The sequence below is a fragment of the Leptospira yasudae genome (assembly GCF_003545925.1).
Taxonomy (GTDB): domain Bacteria; phylum Spirochaetota; class Leptospiria; order Leptospirales; family Leptospiraceae; genus Leptospira; species Leptospira yasudae.
The window spans coordinates 37,501-51,466 of record NZ_QHCU01000004.1; the positions used below are offsets into that span (position 1 = coordinate 37,501).

At 46.9% G+C, this 13,966-nt stretch carries 14 protein-coding genes; 4 read left to right on the plus strand and 10 right to left on the minus strand.

Annotated features, from left to right (window positions below; genetic code table 11):
• The first annotated feature begins 172 nt into the window (after positions 1–172).
• On the plus strand, positions 173–1,558 hold the full coding sequence (locus DLM76_RS11760) for a protein-disulfide reductase DsbD family protein (RefSeq protein ID WP_429946417.1): 1,386 nt from the start codon (positions 173–175) through the stop codon (positions 1,556–1,558).
• Positions 1,559–1,689: 131 nt separating this feature from the next.
• On the opposite strand, the gene DLM76_RS11765 is transcribed toward DLM76_RS11760, so the two are convergent.
• Together DLM76_RS11765 and DLM76_RS11770 are read right to left on the minus strand one after the other, a co-directional pair.
• Positions 1,690–2,625, minus strand: a complete 936-nt coding sequence (locus DLM76_RS11765; RefSeq protein WP_118957792.1) for a prolipoprotein diacylglyceryl transferase — start codon at positions 2,623–2,625, stop codon at positions 1,690–1,692.
• 125 nt (positions 2,626–2,750) lie between these two features.
• Positions 2,751–3,767: a M23 family metallopeptidase gene (locus DLM76_RS11770; RefSeq protein WP_118957793.1), complete on the minus strand. Its 1,017-nt coding sequence runs from the start codon at positions 3,765–3,767 to the stop codon at positions 2,751–2,753.
• Between the two features lie 53 nt (positions 3,768–3,820).
• Between DLM76_RS11770 and pcnB the strand changes: the two genes are divergently transcribed.
• A complete protein-coding gene (gene pcnB / locus DLM76_RS11775) occupies positions 3,821–5,371 on the plus strand; it encodes a polynucleotide adenylyltransferase PcnB (protein WP_118957794.1) in 1,551 nt (516 codons plus the stop codon).
• 158 nt (positions 5,372–5,529) lie between these two features.
• Here the strand turns inward: pcnB and recJ are convergent, their stop codons facing one another.
• From recJ to DLM76_RS11815, 8 genes are all read right to left on the minus strand, one after another.
• Positions 5,530–7,461 (minus strand): single-stranded-DNA-specific exonuclease RecJ, encoded by a 1,932-nt coding sequence (gene recJ, locus DLM76_RS11780; protein ID WP_118965312.1) that lies wholly within the window; start codon positions 7,459–7,461, stop codon positions 5,530–5,532.
• Positions 7,462–7,463: 2 nt separating this feature from the next.
• Entirely contained in the window at positions 7,464–7,784 is a 321-nt protein-coding gene (locus DLM76_RS11785; protein ID WP_100763885.1) for a bactofilin family protein, read from the minus strand.
• Positions 7,785–7,818: 34 nt separating this feature from the next.
• Positions 7,819–8,394 (minus strand): DUF1564 domain-containing protein, encoded by a 576-nt coding sequence (locus DLM76_RS11790; RefSeq protein ID WP_118965313.1) that lies wholly within the window; start codon positions 8,392–8,394, stop codon positions 7,819–7,821.
• A gap of 217 nt (positions 8,395–8,611) precedes the next feature.
• Positions 8,612–9,340 carry a glycoside hydrolase family 25 protein gene (locus DLM76_RS11795; RefSeq protein ID WP_118965314.1) on the minus strand — a complete coding sequence of 243 codons (729 nt, stop codon included), beginning with the start codon at positions 9,338–9,340 and terminating at the stop codon, positions 8,612–8,614.
• Between the two features lie 198 nt (positions 9,341–9,538).
• On the minus strand, positions 9,539–10,705 hold the full coding sequence (locus DLM76_RS11800; RefSeq protein WP_118957798.1) for an iron-containing alcohol dehydrogenase: 1,167 nt from the start codon (positions 10,703–10,705) through the stop codon (positions 9,539–9,541).
• Positions 10,706–10,789: 84 nt separating this feature from the next.
• On the minus strand, positions 10,790–11,113 hold the full coding sequence (locus DLM76_RS11805) for a flagellar biosynthesis anti-sigma factor FlgM (RefSeq protein WP_118957799.1): 324 nt from the start codon (positions 11,111–11,113) through the stop codon (positions 10,790–10,792).
• A gap of 15 nt (positions 11,114–11,128) precedes the next feature.
• Positions 11,129–11,893 (minus strand): 16S rRNA (cytidine(1402)-2'-O)-methyltransferase, encoded by a 765-nt coding sequence (gene rsmI, locus DLM76_RS11810; protein WP_118965315.1) that lies wholly within the window; start codon positions 11,891–11,893, stop codon positions 11,129–11,131.
• Positions 11,890–12,630: an LIC11073 family putative lipoprotein gene (locus DLM76_RS11815; protein WP_118965584.1), complete on the minus strand. Its 741-nt coding sequence runs from the start codon at positions 12,628–12,630 to the stop codon at positions 11,890–11,892. The genes rsmI and DLM76_RS11815 overlap by 4 nt, the downstream gene beginning before the upstream one ends.
• A gap of 121 nt (positions 12,631–12,751) precedes the next feature.
• Between DLM76_RS11815 and DLM76_RS11820 the strand changes: the two genes are divergently transcribed.
• Together DLM76_RS11820 and DLM76_RS11825 are read left to right on the plus strand one after the other, a co-directional pair.
• On the plus strand, positions 12,752–13,450 hold the full coding sequence (locus DLM76_RS11820) for an LIC_20245 family lipoprotein (RefSeq protein WP_118965316.1): 699 nt from the start codon (positions 12,752–12,754) through the stop codon (positions 13,448–13,450).
• Between the two features lie 177 nt (positions 13,451–13,627).
• Positions 13,628–13,906 carry a type II toxin-antitoxin system RelE/ParE family toxin gene (locus tag DLM76_RS11825; protein ID WP_118957802.1) on the plus strand — a complete coding sequence of 93 codons (279 nt, stop codon included), beginning with the start codon at positions 13,628–13,630 and terminating at the stop codon, positions 13,904–13,906.
• The last annotated feature ends 60 nt before the right edge of the window (positions 13,907–13,966 follow it).

Here is a 13,966-nt window from a genome sequence, read left to right on the forward strand (position 1 = left end):
GAAAAAACGGGGTAGCGCCTTCTCCCTTTCCGCAAAAAAAGAATCTTTTGAAAACGCATCCAGTCTAAACTACGAGTTCGGGCATGGTGCGTTTAGAATCGGGTTGACCCCTGATTTTTGAGCCGCAACATAGTTCTCGAAACGATTTCGTGTTTTTTTGGTCGTTTGATCCGTGTTACTAAGAACCGCCCTATACAAGATTTTTCGACGCAGTTTTGCAGTTTGGGGATTCCTGTCTTTTTTCGCCGTTTCTCTTTCCGTATCCGCCCAAACGTCATCCGCTTCTTGGTTTTCCGAAATTCAAAAATCCGTCTCCGAGGGAGTTTCCAGCGGCGCCTTTGACTGGACGACCGGATTCGTTCTGATTTCCGGTGGAGTTCTCGCGAGCCTTTTGCCGTGCGTTTATCCCTTGTATCCGATCACAGTGGGAATCGTTCGGGCCAGGGGAGAAGGCGCCCCCCGCATTCTTCATCCTTCGATTTATTATCTCGGACTGGTCGTCGTATATGCGTCCTTCGGCGTGATCGCCGGTTTTTCGGGCGGTGCGTTTAACGTCATTTTACGATATCCGATCGTAAATCTCGGACTTGCGATTTTGATTTTTCTTTTGGCCTTGGGTTCTTTGGATCTGATCCATCTTCCGTTTTTCCAATCGAAAGAAGTGAAAACCGCACAAGGTTGCGGAGGAACGTTCCTTTTAGGAATGGGCGCGGGACTTCTTTCTTCTCCCTGCGTCGGGCCGGTGGTCGTCGCGATCCTTCTGCAAATCACTGCGGGTGCGGGTGCGATCATGGCCGGTTCGGTCCTTCTCGCTTCGTTTAAAATGTTTTTATTCGGAGTCGGACTCGGTCTTCCGTTTTTGATAATCGGGGTATTCGGTCTGAGTCTTCCCAAATCCGGAAAATGGATGCGTTGGATTCAGTGGGTTCTCGGTATTTTCGTATTATACTTTTCTTATACGTATTTTCAAAAGTCATTGAGCGGTTGGGGGATCGCCGATTCGGCGATTCCGTTGGCGGCGCTCGGGATTTTGTTTTTGCTCGCTTGCCTCTACTTCTTTCTTCCGGAAGATTGGAACCGCTACGTAAGAATGAAGAAAGCTTTGTTTCTCGGCGGAGTCGTTTTGTCCGCGACCGGGCTTGTCATTCTTCTCGCACCGAACTTAGGCGGTTCTTATTCTGCTTCCGCAGCGGAAATCGAAACGAAAGGAAATCTTTCCTGGTTTCGAACTCCGGGAAAGGCGTACACGGCAGGAAAGGAAGAAGGTAAAAAAGTTTTTATCGATTTCTATGCGGACTGGTGTACGAACTGCAAGGCTTTTGAGGAACTCACACAAAACGATCCTGCTTTGAACGAGGCGTTGCGCGGTGCGATTCTTCTTAAGATCAAAGATCAGGACCCGATTTTTGAAACCTATGCGAACGATCCGCGCTTTGAAGAACTCAAGATCGGTCTTCCCTTCTTCGTGATCCTGGATGAAAACGGAAATCTTTTGTATAAGAATACGGATTATCAGGACACGACCACGATGATCCAAACGTTAAAGCGTTCGCTTTAAACGCGCCCCGCAGAACGACCTGGATGCCGATCCGTAGAGAGGCTCCGCTGAGTTATGGGAGTGAGATGCTTGAGTTCAGGAAAGCTCTGCGTCGAGTTCTGAAAGCGATTGAACGCGCGCGACTCGCCGTTTTAGGCGGCCGCACCTTCTTTCTGCCAGAGCTTCCCCTTGATGATAAAGAAGGCTCCTACCGCGATGATCGCGATCGAAACCCACTGAGACTGAGAAAACCCGTGCCAATAGTATTGGTTTAAGAACGCAGGGTTCTGTTCCGCGTTCGGAATGTTCACGATCGAAGGAGGATCGATAAACGGAAACACCGCCTTGTTCACTCTTAAAAATTCCACCATCAATCTCGCAAATCCGTGCAGGATCAGGTATTGAGCCCCGATGGAAAACTTTTTGAAGTTCTGATTCTTCGCCCAATATTGAAAGTAAAAGAAGAACAAAAACGAAACGATGGATTCGATGAGAGGAGTGTTCCAAACGGGAACGCCGGAAGGATGAGCGCCGTGATAGTCGAAAACCAAAAGAGGAATCCGCACGTCGGTCGCAAATCCGTAACAGCCGTCGCCCGAAACCCAACAGCCCAATCTTCCGATCGCATAACCGATCGCCATACTCGGAACGGCAGCGTCGAGATACGCAGGCACGTCGAGTTTGAAGTATTTCATATAAAGAGAGATGAAAAGAATTCCGAACAGAAACCCGCCGTAAAACACGAGACCGCTTCCGGAAAACAAATTGTCCCAGAGGGCCATTCTTCCCGGAAAACCGTACCAATGTGTTAGGGGATAGAGATACTTTCCGTCAAAGCCGGGAGTTTCCACGAAGATTTGATCCCAGATTTCAAAGACGAAGAAAATCTTCGCGCCGACCAAGGTGCCTAAGATTCCCAAAAGAAGAAGCCAATCGGAATGCTCCGGTTCAAGACCTCTTCGTTTTAATTCCTTTGGAAGAAGATAAGACGCGGCTAAAAAACCCAACATCATCAGGATGCTGAACGTGGAAGGTCCGTCCCAATTGAAGAATTGTTTGAGAAACGGAACTGGAATTCTATCGATCATAGTGTAACCAATACTAACGATCGCAGGATTGGATCAACCCATAATCCTTTTTTGAAAAAGGCAAATGTGATTCCGAGACAGTGAATTCTTTTCGTGCAAAAGGAACGAAGAGAAAGAAGTCGAGGTCACTCGATGTTGATGAATTCCGCAGGATCGACGGGAGGATCTTGTCCCATGTGAACCTCGTAGTGAACGTGAGGCCCGGTCGCTTTACCGGTGGAACCCACAAGTCCGATCAGATCTCCGCGTTTTACGATCTGATTTTTTTCCACGAGAATCTGAGAACAGTGACCGTATACGGTAAAGATTCCGTTTAAGTGATTGATCCGAATGTTCTTTCCCAACCCGCCCGAAGACTGGCCGGATTCGACGACGATTCCCGGAGCAGTCGCATAGATCGGAGTTCCTTCGGAGGAAGCGAAGTCCACACCCGAGTGATGTTCTCCTAAGACGACGAGACCGAACGGATCGACCCTTCCGCCGAACGTGGAGGAAACGAAACCCACTCCGGGTTTTAACGGACGGCCTCTCGGAAGCGCGTAGAGAATGGATTCCCTTTCTTCGAGATAATCGAACGCGTTTTCAAACGCCTGACGAATCCGAAAGAGTTCTATGTTCTGCGCGGCAAAACCTTCGACCGTGTTTTTGTAGAGTTCCAGGTTCGTTTCCGAATCCGGGATTTCCTTTTTGAGACGGAACTCGGGGATGACTTCGTATGTCAGAATCCGTTTCCAAGGAACCTCGTCCCAAGCGACGAGATTGAGCTGTTCCGTCTTTCTTTCCAAGCCGCGAATCTCCTTTTTGGCGTCCTGGAGAAGCATATCGTAGTAAAGATATTGACTGACGTTCTCATCGCTCTTCTGAAAGAGGTCTTCGTCGGGACGATAGAAGAAGTTCAGATAGGAAAGAAACACGAACGCCAACACGAGAATCAGACTGGAGAGGATTCCGAGGAACCAAGCCATAAAGACGTTGAGTTCGATACGAATCACATTCTCATGACTGTGCGGAACGAGCAAAAAGGAGATCTTTTTGGAGCCGGATTCTTTGAACTTTTTGAACCGATTTTTGAATTTGAGAATTTTGACCTGCAAGCGCTCGGAATGAGTCAATTTGAGATCGTACTTTGCAGGGCTTGTCATAGATTTTTACTTGCAGGTAGGGGGATCGAAGGGATTATAGACCCATTCTTTATATGAAATTCCTGTCCAATCTGTTCAAGAAAAAAATAGGATCAGTTGAGGATATTCTCTCTCACCCGGACGGCAAACGCTACTATCGGGATGCCCACCTGATCCGCAAAAACATGATAGATGAGGACGCGGTCAAAATCATCCACAGGCTGAATAAATTCGGCTTCAAGGCTTATATCGTGGGAGGAGGGGTTCGCGACCTTCTTCTCGGAAGAAAGCCGAAAGACTTCGACGTTGTCACTAACGCGACACCGAATCAGATCAAAAAGATCTTCAATAACTGCCGTATCATCGGAAGAAGATTCAAAATCGTGCATATACTTTTCCGTGGAAAAGTGATCGAAGTCAGTACCTTTCGTTCCCTGCCTGACTACAGACTCGGGAAAGCCGTGGAGGATCAAGATTACCTCATCAAGAGAGACAACAAATTCGGGACGCCACAGGAAGACGCGGCCCGCAGAGACTTTACAATCAATTCCTTATATTATGATGTAAGAAACGATTCCATCATAGACTACGTCGGCGGTTTTGAAGACATTCAGAATAAGGTTTTGCGAGTGATCGGAGATCCCGACATCTCCTTTCGCGAAGATCCGGTGAGAATGCTGCGCGCGGTTAAGTTCGCGGAGATTCTCGGATTGAATATTGAAAAGACGACCGCTAAGGCGATCCGTAAACACAAGATCGAATTGGAAAAAGCTTCCAGCTCGAGAATGTTGGAAGAATACAACAAAATCTTCCGCACTTGGAAAACCTCCCTGATCTTTCAGGGAATGGCGGAACACGGACTTCTCGAAGTTCTTTTTAAGGAAGCCTTTGAAAAGGAAAGGAAGAAGAATTCCAATTTCGGCGAAAAGTTTCTCGAAACCAATATCGGAAAACGTCTTGCGATTGCGGACAAACTTCTGACCGAACGGGAGGAGATGACTCCTCATATCTTTTATTCTCTGATCTTTTCGGACCTCGCTTCGGAAGCATTACAAAAAGAGAATATGCATCTGGTTCCTGCCATCAAAAACAGTTTGGAACCGATCTTCAAACGTCTGGAAACCCCGAAGAAGGACAAGGACCGTTTGATAAAGATTTTTGCGAGCCAGCAAAGATTCTTAAGCACCGAAGACGAAAAGTCGTCCCAGAATAATTTCTTTAGAATGAAGGATTATTTCTACGATGCGTTTATGGTTTTTAAGATCGGAGCGATCGCGGAAAACGACGAACAATCGATTCAGAGCGCTTTCTTTTGGGAAATTTCCGTTCGTAAAAGGCCGATCCCGGTTAAGAAGTTTAACGGCGGGGGCGGTGGTGGAGGCGGCGGCCAACAACAAGGAGGCCAGCGCCAAAACAAAAATCGGAATAAGAATTTCCGGAATCGCAATCGAGAAGGCGGCGGTCAAGGTCAGCAAGGCCAGGACCAGGGACAACAGTCTCGGGGAGAACGCGGCAATCGAAGAGAAGAATCCTCCGGCGGCGGAAACGAAAATTCCAGAAATGCCGGAATGGACGACGATTCCAGGGGAAACCGTGCCGAAAATTATCCCGAAGACGAGTCTTAAGTCGACGTAATCTTTGGCGTTGCCGCATTTGCGGCCGGGCTCTCCGCTCTGGTCAAGTTATTGTATATTAAAGAAAGTGAATATCTTTTTCTTTCATCCAATAACTTGACCTCGCATCGATCCCTAACGCGAAAGACGTGATTTCTTTGAATCCGTTTTCAGTTTTCCGATTCTTGGAAATAACTCACCACAAATTGAAGAGAGGTTTTGGATCGGAAAGTGGATTCTTCCAAAGAACCCCAGAGATCCAAACTTCCCGCTTTGCTTAATAAATCCAAAAAATCTTTTCCACGATTCCAGATCAGGCATTGAATCGATTCGGGCGCACCTAAGATTCTAAAACGAACGTGTTTGCCGTCGGTCATCGGTTTCGTATGATAGATCTTCGCGTTCTTGATGGAATAAAGAGGAACCGGATTCTCATGACCGAACGGCTCGAAGATCGAAAGCTCTTGAAAGAGTTTTGCGTTCAATTCTTCCGGTTGGAGGGTAATTAAACTCGGCGTTTGATCGAGCGCGGCTTGCTTTTGTTCTTCTTCGAGCCAATGGTCCGCGTGTTCAAAAACGACCTTTGCAAGTTCGGGAATCTTTTCGATTTCCAGGGAAAATCCGCCGGCTTCCTTGTGGCCTCCGAATTGAAAGAAAAGCGGTTCCGCTTTTTTCAAAAGATTAAGGACATTCTCCTTACCGTAGGAACGAATGCTTCCTTTTGCATGACCGTGATCCGGAGTTATGAAAAGAACCGGACGTTTGTATTCTTCCACGAGTCTTGTGGCGACGATTCCGGAAACTCCCGGTTCGAAGTCGGGTTCGTAGCAGAAGAGCACGGGTTTTTCCGTTCTTTCTTTTTTCCGTTTCAGAAAACCGTCCACCTTGAATAAGTTGCGTTTCGTCCTTTCTCTTCGTTCTTCGTTGAGCTTTTGGAGTTCTTTCGCGCCGATCTGCGCGCGCGCAGGATCTTCTTCTAAGAGTAAATTTAATGCGACTTCGGTCCGATTCATTCTTCCCGCTGAATTGATCATCGGGCCGAGTCCCCAGCCTAAGTCTTTGGAAGTAACGTGTTTGTCGGCGAGTTCCATCAACTGAAGGAGTTGAAAGAGCCCTTCTCTGTGACGCGTTTCCTTGCGATAGAGTTTGAAAAGAATCTTGCAGCCTTCGCGGACGATGATCCGGTTTTCTCCATAGAGAGGCATCATGTCGGAAACGGTTCCGATCGAGGCCAGATCGAAGTTCTGAAGATATTGTTCGAGGATCGCTGGGTAGTTTAGAAATTCATGATAGAACCATTCTCTTTCGGGGTAAGAGGATTTGAACGCGAACGTTTCGTCCACTATGGATAAGGAGAATTTCGATTCCGCTTCCTGGCGATCTCCTTGAAAGAGAAGTTTGCCCCTGTAGATTAGATAACCTGAAAATAGGGAATTTCCGTCGGGAATCCAAACCGCGCGGTTGTATTCTTCCAAAGAAGAATACAGATAAGCCTGTATGAATTTGAGAGAGAGAACGGAGGTGCAAATCTTTTCGTTCGGATATTGCGAATCCTGTCGTTTCGGAGAAATCAAATAACAATCGGGAATCCGTTCCGGGATTTCGTGGTGATCGAGAACGATGACCTTGATTCCGAGGGAAGCAAGTTCGTCGATTTGAACGTGATTGGTCGTTCCAAAGTCGAGGGTGATCAGCAGATCGGGTTGATTCTTTTTTACGAAATCGAGAGCGGCGGGGCAGAGTCCGTAGTCTTCTTCGTTCGAAGTCTTGAGAATCAATTCTCCCCTATGAATCTTTTTTAGAAATCCTCCGAGTAGGCTCGTGGAGGAAACCCCGTCGCAGTCCCTGTCGCCGAAGAGAAGAATTTTCTTTTCCGCACGAACGAATTCTTTGAGAAGTTCGAGGGCCGGTTCGAGATCGGGAAGTAAAAACGGAGATGGAAGTTCGCGAAGCCCGTGGTAGAGAAGATGTTCCGGATGGGATTTATCCCGAAGGTGTGTTTCGTAGAATCGATGTTGAAGCGGGCTGAGATGTTGACGGAACCCGGAAGGAACTAAGTCCTTTAAACCCGGGCCGTGTGAAAAAGGGGAGAGTTTAGGCATTCTTACATAGCGCTGTTTCCGCTGAATCTCGCTCCGGATTCGATTTCTAAATCGGGGGTGCGGATGTCGCCGATCACTTTGCCTGTTTTACGAATGGAGACTTTTTCGTTTGCGGAAACGTTTCCTTTCAGATTTCCTTCGACTTCGAGGGTTCCGGTTTCGATGTCCGCTTCGACTTCGCCGGTATCACCTACGACGAGTTTTCCGGTCGTTTCGATCGTTCCTTTAAAGTTGCCCTTGATTTTGAGGGAGTTGCTGAATTTCAGTTTTCCTCGGAAATGAATATCGTCTCCGATGATTGTATCGATATGTTCGTCGCTCATTCTGGCTCCAAGTTTTAGTTCTAGAGAGCCGGTTTCAAATGTTTTTTTGAGGGTTTGTCGGGGAATTACGGAATTCAGGATACCAGTCCGTATAGTTTAACGCGTAAAAATGGGACGCCGGTTTGCAGTGGAGGCGTCGGGTCACTCGGTTGTTGAGTAGATCTAGGGTCAGGATGTAACTGTAATACCGGTGGAATGTGGGAACTCCCTCATTCATCGTTCTCTCGATAGAATCCCCGACCCCCACGGCTTCCAACCACAAAAGATAATTAAACAGAAAACAACGGGAGACCCCATGAGCCTGTGCAAGCGTTCCCAAGAACGTCCAACTCCCGGTACTCAAACGAGCATTCACACGCTTCATCCTTCTTGGACCCACGCTCGGTTGATACAAAGTTCGACCGGTTTTCTTGCCGAGACGAGGCATTGCGGAAAGATACTTTCCATATCTCTGCAGCAAATAAGGAATTCGAAGCGGTAATTTTCCGGCTTCTTTCTTTGAGTAACGATTCCAGGTTTCTTCCGGAATCAAAAGGGTGACGGTTTCGGAATGCGATTCTTGCAGCCGTGAGGAAAGTTGAAAATCGGAACTTACCAGTAAATAACCCATACAGTAAACGGTTCTCGAAAAAACAGAACGGTTCCTAAAAATTGGATTTTTTCGACGGAAACCACGGCCGACCCCGAAAAAAGTTTCATCCAAAAATATCCTTCAAAGAACAAACGAATTCAGATTGCACCGGGCTTTTGAATTTCGCTCTTTCATCCGAACCGGAGGATCCAGCTCAATAAAAACGCATCCATCGTTCCAACATAAAGGACGACTCTTACAAAGAAGAAGGTTCGGCAAAACTCTTCAAATCTACTTGGAGAACGTTCAGATCCACCGGACCGTCAATTCCACGAACCCGCCCCCGGCTATGATACTGCCAAAGAATCCACCTAATATCCGAAAACGTATTCGGATGTTTAAATATATCCCGAATCCAAACGGGACGATCTTGAAAGTTGGAACCGATATAAAGATCGATGAACTCGTATGTAAGATATAAAATCGCCTTCTTACCGTAATGCGAGTCGACCGCCTTCAAAAAATCCGCGATCTCTGAGGAAACGTTTTCCACAGGAGGCCTTTCCTTACAATTCCCGACGAATTCCAAATCGACGACGGGAGGCAAAGAATCGACTTCTTTGGGAACGGTTCGAATAAAATTCTCCGCCTGTTCCTTTCCGGATTTGCAGAGGGTGAAAAAATGATACGCACCTGCGGGAAACCCGTTGCGTTTCGCTTCCTTCCAATTGAATGCAAAGGAGCGATCCACAAAATCTCCGCCTTCGGTCGCTTTGATGAATACGAAAGAAATTTCCGATTTCGGAACCGCATCCCAATCGATTTTTCCCTGATGATTGGAAACGTCGATCCCTCGAATCGGATAGATTTCCGGAGAAGGACTGACAAACCAGATCCAACCCCGATCCAAAGCCTCATACAATCCAAAGCCGCTCAGAAAGAATGAAAGTAAGAATAGGAAAGTGAAGAATCTTTTGGATTTCATGGCGGTTCCTTTTTGTGTGAGATCCTACATTTTAGGATAATCCTGCAATCTTGAAGGAGTTCCCACAATTCGATAAGAATGAAACCTGAGATTACGGCGCGGTTATGTATGAGTTCCCACAATTTAAAAAAGAATCCGCTTTTTTCGAATCAAGTCGCACACTTTCGCGCACCAACGGCTGTAATCGCGCCGATCCGATTAGAACGCGGCGACTAAGATCGTCTCGATCTCGTTCTTAGGAAGTTCTCTCGGAAGAGAATCCAAAAACGGAAACGAAGCCGCAAGATTGGCGATCAACGGAAGATCGATCTTTCTCACCTCATATTCCGAAAGTCTCTGCGGAATTTTAAGTTCGATAAAAATCTTACGGATTCCTTCCACGGCTTTGATCGCCGCCTCGATCACGGAGATATTCGTGATATCCTCGTCCAAGGCTCTCGCGATCATCACGTATTTACCGGCGGAGGAGGTGAGGTTGTATTCCATGACGTGGGGAAGAAGGATCGACATGGACTGGAAAATATCCAAATTCGTAATATTCGCACTTGCTAATGAAAGGGCGAAACAAAGTCCCAAGGAACTGGAGGACTGAGCGATTCCGGTCAAAAGACTCGCCGCATAAAGGCCGTTTTTGTAGTTGATGTTTTTCGGATCGCGGATGGAAGGAATCAGGTTCTTTTGCAGAAGTTCGATCGCCCGAAGCGCGGATGAAATCGTAAGTTCCGTGGAAAACTTGGAAAGAATCGTGTCCACCGCCGCCGCAAGAATTCCCACTCCGACCTTGGAAATATCCGTGGAACTCATAAAGGAGGAAATCTTCGGGTCCGCGATGATCAACTCGGGAAATAGAAGTTCGTGGGAGAAGTATTTCGTGATTCTTTCTTCTCCGAGAAGAATCGTGGAAATCGGAGAACATTCCAAACCGAAAACGGGATGAGTGGGAATCAGAATCAACGGAAGAGGTTTTTTGAGTTTCGCCTTCTTGTCGTTTAACATCTCTTCGGCGAAGATGTCGTTCGTTACGAGGAGCGCGATGATCTTCGCCATCGAGATGGATTCGTAGGAACCGTAACCGATGATGCAGTCCGCATTCGCGATCTTGGCGAAATAGGCGGCCGTATCCAATTCTTCGGGAGTGGGTTCTTTCACGATGTCGTCGTAAAGAATCACTCCGTCGATATGCTTTTCCAAACTGGTTTTGATGATGGAAAGTTCGTCCATATTCTCCAGCTCTTGCTGCGTGGAGAAAATAACGGTTCGCGAGCCTATGTTTTTTACGAAGTTACCCACTTTGTAACCGCAGTCGGCTTCAAAGTGGATCTTGGGAGGAAATGTGTAGTTAACCCAATCGGGGAGTATCGGCATCGTCGTCGTCCCCCAGAGTTATCTGGTGAATCGGAATTCTTCTAATTTAAATAGAGGTAAAAATCAGTTTATCCGGAACGGTTCTTATTGTCCTAACATGGTTTCTGAGATTCGATCAGCGATCGTATTCAATACGTCCGCGCTCAGATTGTCGTAGTCCCCGTTCTTTAATTTTTCCTTAACTTCTTTGAGTTTAACGGAACGGTCTTGGTCGTCCGGAGTAGAAAGAATTTTGCGTGCTATAGTTTGAACTTCTGCTTGAAGTTTTGCTTCGGATGCTTTTTGTTTCGCGGTATCGGAAATAGAAACGTTGTCAAAAGATTCTTTTGACTCAGCTTTTCTCACCGGAGTGGTTCTTTTCGGTTCGTATCCGCTTCCACCGATCCCACCGATTTTATCGATAGTCATGATTTGTTACCTCTACTAATTTGTATCGACCGATCCAAGAGAGCCTTTAAGCATTTTTTTCCTATTGGTATTGATTAAAACCACAAATTCGCCCTTATGAGCAAATTCCTTGGGTTTTCCGGGTAGAATCGGGGAAAAATGAAGAATTTCCTCGTGAATTTTGGTCATTTCCCGGCCCATCAAATATTCACAATCGGGGAACACTTCCTGCACCGCCGCGAGCGTATCTCCGATTCTGTGAACGGATTCAAAGATCATAATCAGCCCTTCAAATTCCTTCCATTCGGTAAGTTGATTTCTTTTTTTACCCTTCTTTTCGGATAAGAATCCCAGGAACAAAAACGGATTGGCCTGCCACCCGGAAATTCCGAGCAACGCAGTGAGGGCGCTCGCGCCGGGAACCGGAGTGATTTTAAAACCGGCTTCGCGGACGATCCGAATCAGGTGAGAACCCGGATCGGAAACGCCCGGAGTTCCCGCGTCCGAAACAAGGGCGAACGTTTTTCCCGCTTTCAATTCTTCTAATATACCTTGATACGGAGTTTCCGATTGATCCCGATATAAGGTGGAAGCCGGGGTCGTGATCGAATAGGATTGAAACAGTCTTCTGGAATGACCCGCGTTTTCGCAGAGAATTCGATCCGTGTTTTTTAAGATGCGAAGCGCTCGAAAGGTTAGGTCTTCCAAGTTTCCGATCGGAGTGGAGACCACATACAACGTTCCCGGTTCGAGAGGAATTTCGGTCGAAGTTTGTTCCGCCGATTCTTCCTCTACACTCATAGATTACAGCCCGGTGGAGAAGAACCCGAAGGACAAACGCAACCGGTTTCTTCCGCGCCTGCGACCGTACACGGATTGCAAAGAGTTCCCACGGGACAGTTTTGTTTTACGGTCGTCGAACAAGCGGCGTTGTTGCACTCGGAAGGATTGCAGCTCGAACCGACCGGACAAAGATAAGGACGGGAGGACGCGCACATTCTCACGGGAGTGGAAGGATTCGAAAAAATCCCGCTGTTCATCAGCGCCCGCAACGTGAACGTATAAACCTCGCATTTGATAAACGGAAATACTCCGGGAGGAGGAATCTGATTTAAGATACGATGCGTTTGCAGTTTTGCGGAACTCGTGGACGCTTCGGAAGCGAGATGCGGGAAAGAAGGTTGAACCCCGTTCTCCAGATAAATATTTCCACCGGCCAAGGTTTCCGCTACGGAAGGAGCGGCCGTGGTGATATACAAATTGTAACCGACAAACTGCGGTTCGGCGTTTGTCACAAAATAACGAATTAAGAATTCCGGTTTATAGCTATTCGGCTCGGAAAAGAAGTCCGTGTCTTTCGTAGCCGTATCGGTGATTCCTTCGTTGACCGCGATGACGCTCAAAAACTGAGGAACTCCGACCGGAGAAATAAAAACGAATGGGGATTGAGCCACGTCCGTATTCGTACCGCAACCGAATGTGATTCCTATACAAAATAGAATCGGGAGAATCGCTGGACGGAAAATTTTCAGAAACATTTTTATCTTGCGCAGGATTGAATTTCTCAAAAATTAGAGAAGGATTCCGCTCTTCAGGATAGAATTTCCTAGTTCGGCGGTCTTACAATCAAAATTTCCCCCTTTTCTTCGGAGCTATGTCATGAGCATTCGTAAACTCGTTCTTTATTCCGGCATCGGCGTCGCACTCATCGCTTTGATTTGGATTCTGTTTTCTTCCGATGATCCGAGCGAACGCGAACGAAAAAGCAGAGAAGCGGACAGCGTGGCCCTTCTTTTGGGCGGCGGAAGTTCCTCCGGTTCTTCGTCTTCCGGCTCCTCCGGCGGACGCACCAACGATTCCATCTTTGATTCTTCTTTTTACAAAGCCGGTAAGGGAGAATATATCGAAAACCCCACCGGAGAACAAAAGGAAGCCGATCCGAACGCGGCGGACGCGGATAACCCGCTCAATCCTCAAACCAATAAGCCATACACCAACGAAGAGATGGAACGTTTCAGTCAGTTGCGCGAACGGTTTCCGAATAACTCTTTGATTCCTAAAAAATTATCTCCCGCGGAAAAGGAAGCGAAGAAGCAGGAAGAAGGTCAGATCGCCGAAGCGGCGCGTAACGTGTATGCGAGAACTGCTTCTCCCGCTCAGATCCGTTCGTATTATACGCACATGGAAAAACAAACCCAGGATCGGATGGACATCATCAATTATCTCGTGGATCTTCAAAAGGGTTCGGGAGAAGAGGAAACCGAAAAGAAACTCCAGAACATTCAGGATTCGATCAAGAATCAACTCCAGCAAGTGCAACGCGACAAGGAAAACGCGTTTAAACAAGCGGGGTTGTAGAACTCGAATTAAGTCAAACGTCGATCTGATTTTGCGGTTGTCGTTTGACTCCTCCCATTTCAATTCCGAAATACATTCCAATTTAGGAATCAACCTCGCCCAACGATTACCTACCAAACTAAAAATTCTTCTGGAAAGAGCTTGACGTATGTATTGCTTTACGTAAGGTGAAGAAGGATGATTCAATCTTTTGGGGACAAGCTCACCGAAAACGTCCACAATGGGTTATCTCCCAATGAATACCGTGCTTTTGCGGACGTGGCTAGAAGAAAGCTACGTTCGCTCGATTCGGCGAAGATACTTCAAGATTTGAAAAGTCCTCCGGGTAATCGTTTGGAATCCTTAAAAGGAGATCGAAAGGGAACGTATTCGATTCGGATTAACGATCAGTGGAGAATTTGTTTTCTATGGAAAGACAACGGTCCGCATGCAGTTAAGATCGTAGACTATCATTGAATTTTGATAGTATGACTTTTATAAGCGAAAAATTAAAAAAAGCGAATATTTGGTTTTTGT

Coding starts and splice junctions, on each gene's coding strand:
- DLM76_RS11765 (WP_118957792.1), bottom strand. CDS start 2,625: ATGATCGATAGAATTCCAGTTCCGTTTCTCAAACAATTCTTCAATTGG.
- DLM76_RS11770 (WP_118957793.1), bottom strand. CDS start 3,767: ATGACAAGCCCTGCAAAGTACGATCTCAAATTGACTCATTCCGAGCGC.
- pcnB (WP_118957794.1), top strand. CDS start 3,821: ATGAAATTCCTGTCCAATCTGTTCAAGAAAAAAATAGGATCAGTTGAG.
- recJ (WP_118965312.1), bottom strand. CDS start 7,461: ATGCCTAAACTCTCCCCTTTTTCACACGGCCCGGGTTTAAAGGACTTA.
- DLM76_RS11785 (WP_100763885.1), bottom strand. CDS start 7,784: ATGAGCGACGAACATATCGATACAATCATCGGAGACGATATTCATTTC.
- DLM76_RS11790 (WP_118965313.1), bottom strand. CDS start 8,394: ATGGGTTATTTACTGGTAAGTTCCGATTTTCAACTTTCCTCACGGCTG.
- DLM76_RS11795 (WP_118965314.1), bottom strand. CDS start 9,340: ATGAAATCCAAAAGATTCTTCACTTTCCTATTCTTACTTTCATTCTTT.
- DLM76_RS11800 (WP_118957798.1), bottom strand. CDS start 10,705: ATGCCGATACTCCCCGATTGGGTTAACTACACATTTCCTCCCAAGATC.
- DLM76_RS11805 (WP_118957799.1), bottom strand. CDS start 11,113: ATGACTATCGATAAAATCGGTGGGATCGGTGGAAGCGGATACGAACCG.
- rsmI (WP_118965315.1), bottom strand. CDS start 11,893: ATGAGTGTAGAGGAAGAATCGGCGGAACAAACTTCGACCGAAATTCCT.
- DLM76_RS11815 (WP_118965584.1), bottom strand. CDS start 12,630: ATGTTTCTGAAAATTTTCCGTCCAGCGATTCTCCCGATTCTATTTTGT.
- DLM76_RS11820 (WP_118965316.1), top strand. CDS start 12,752: ATGAGCATTCGTAAACTCGTTCTTTATTCCGGCATCGGCGTCGCACTC.
- DLM76_RS11825 (WP_118957802.1), top strand. CDS start 13,628: ATGATTCAATCTTTTGGGGACAAGCTCACCGAAAACGTCCACAATGGG.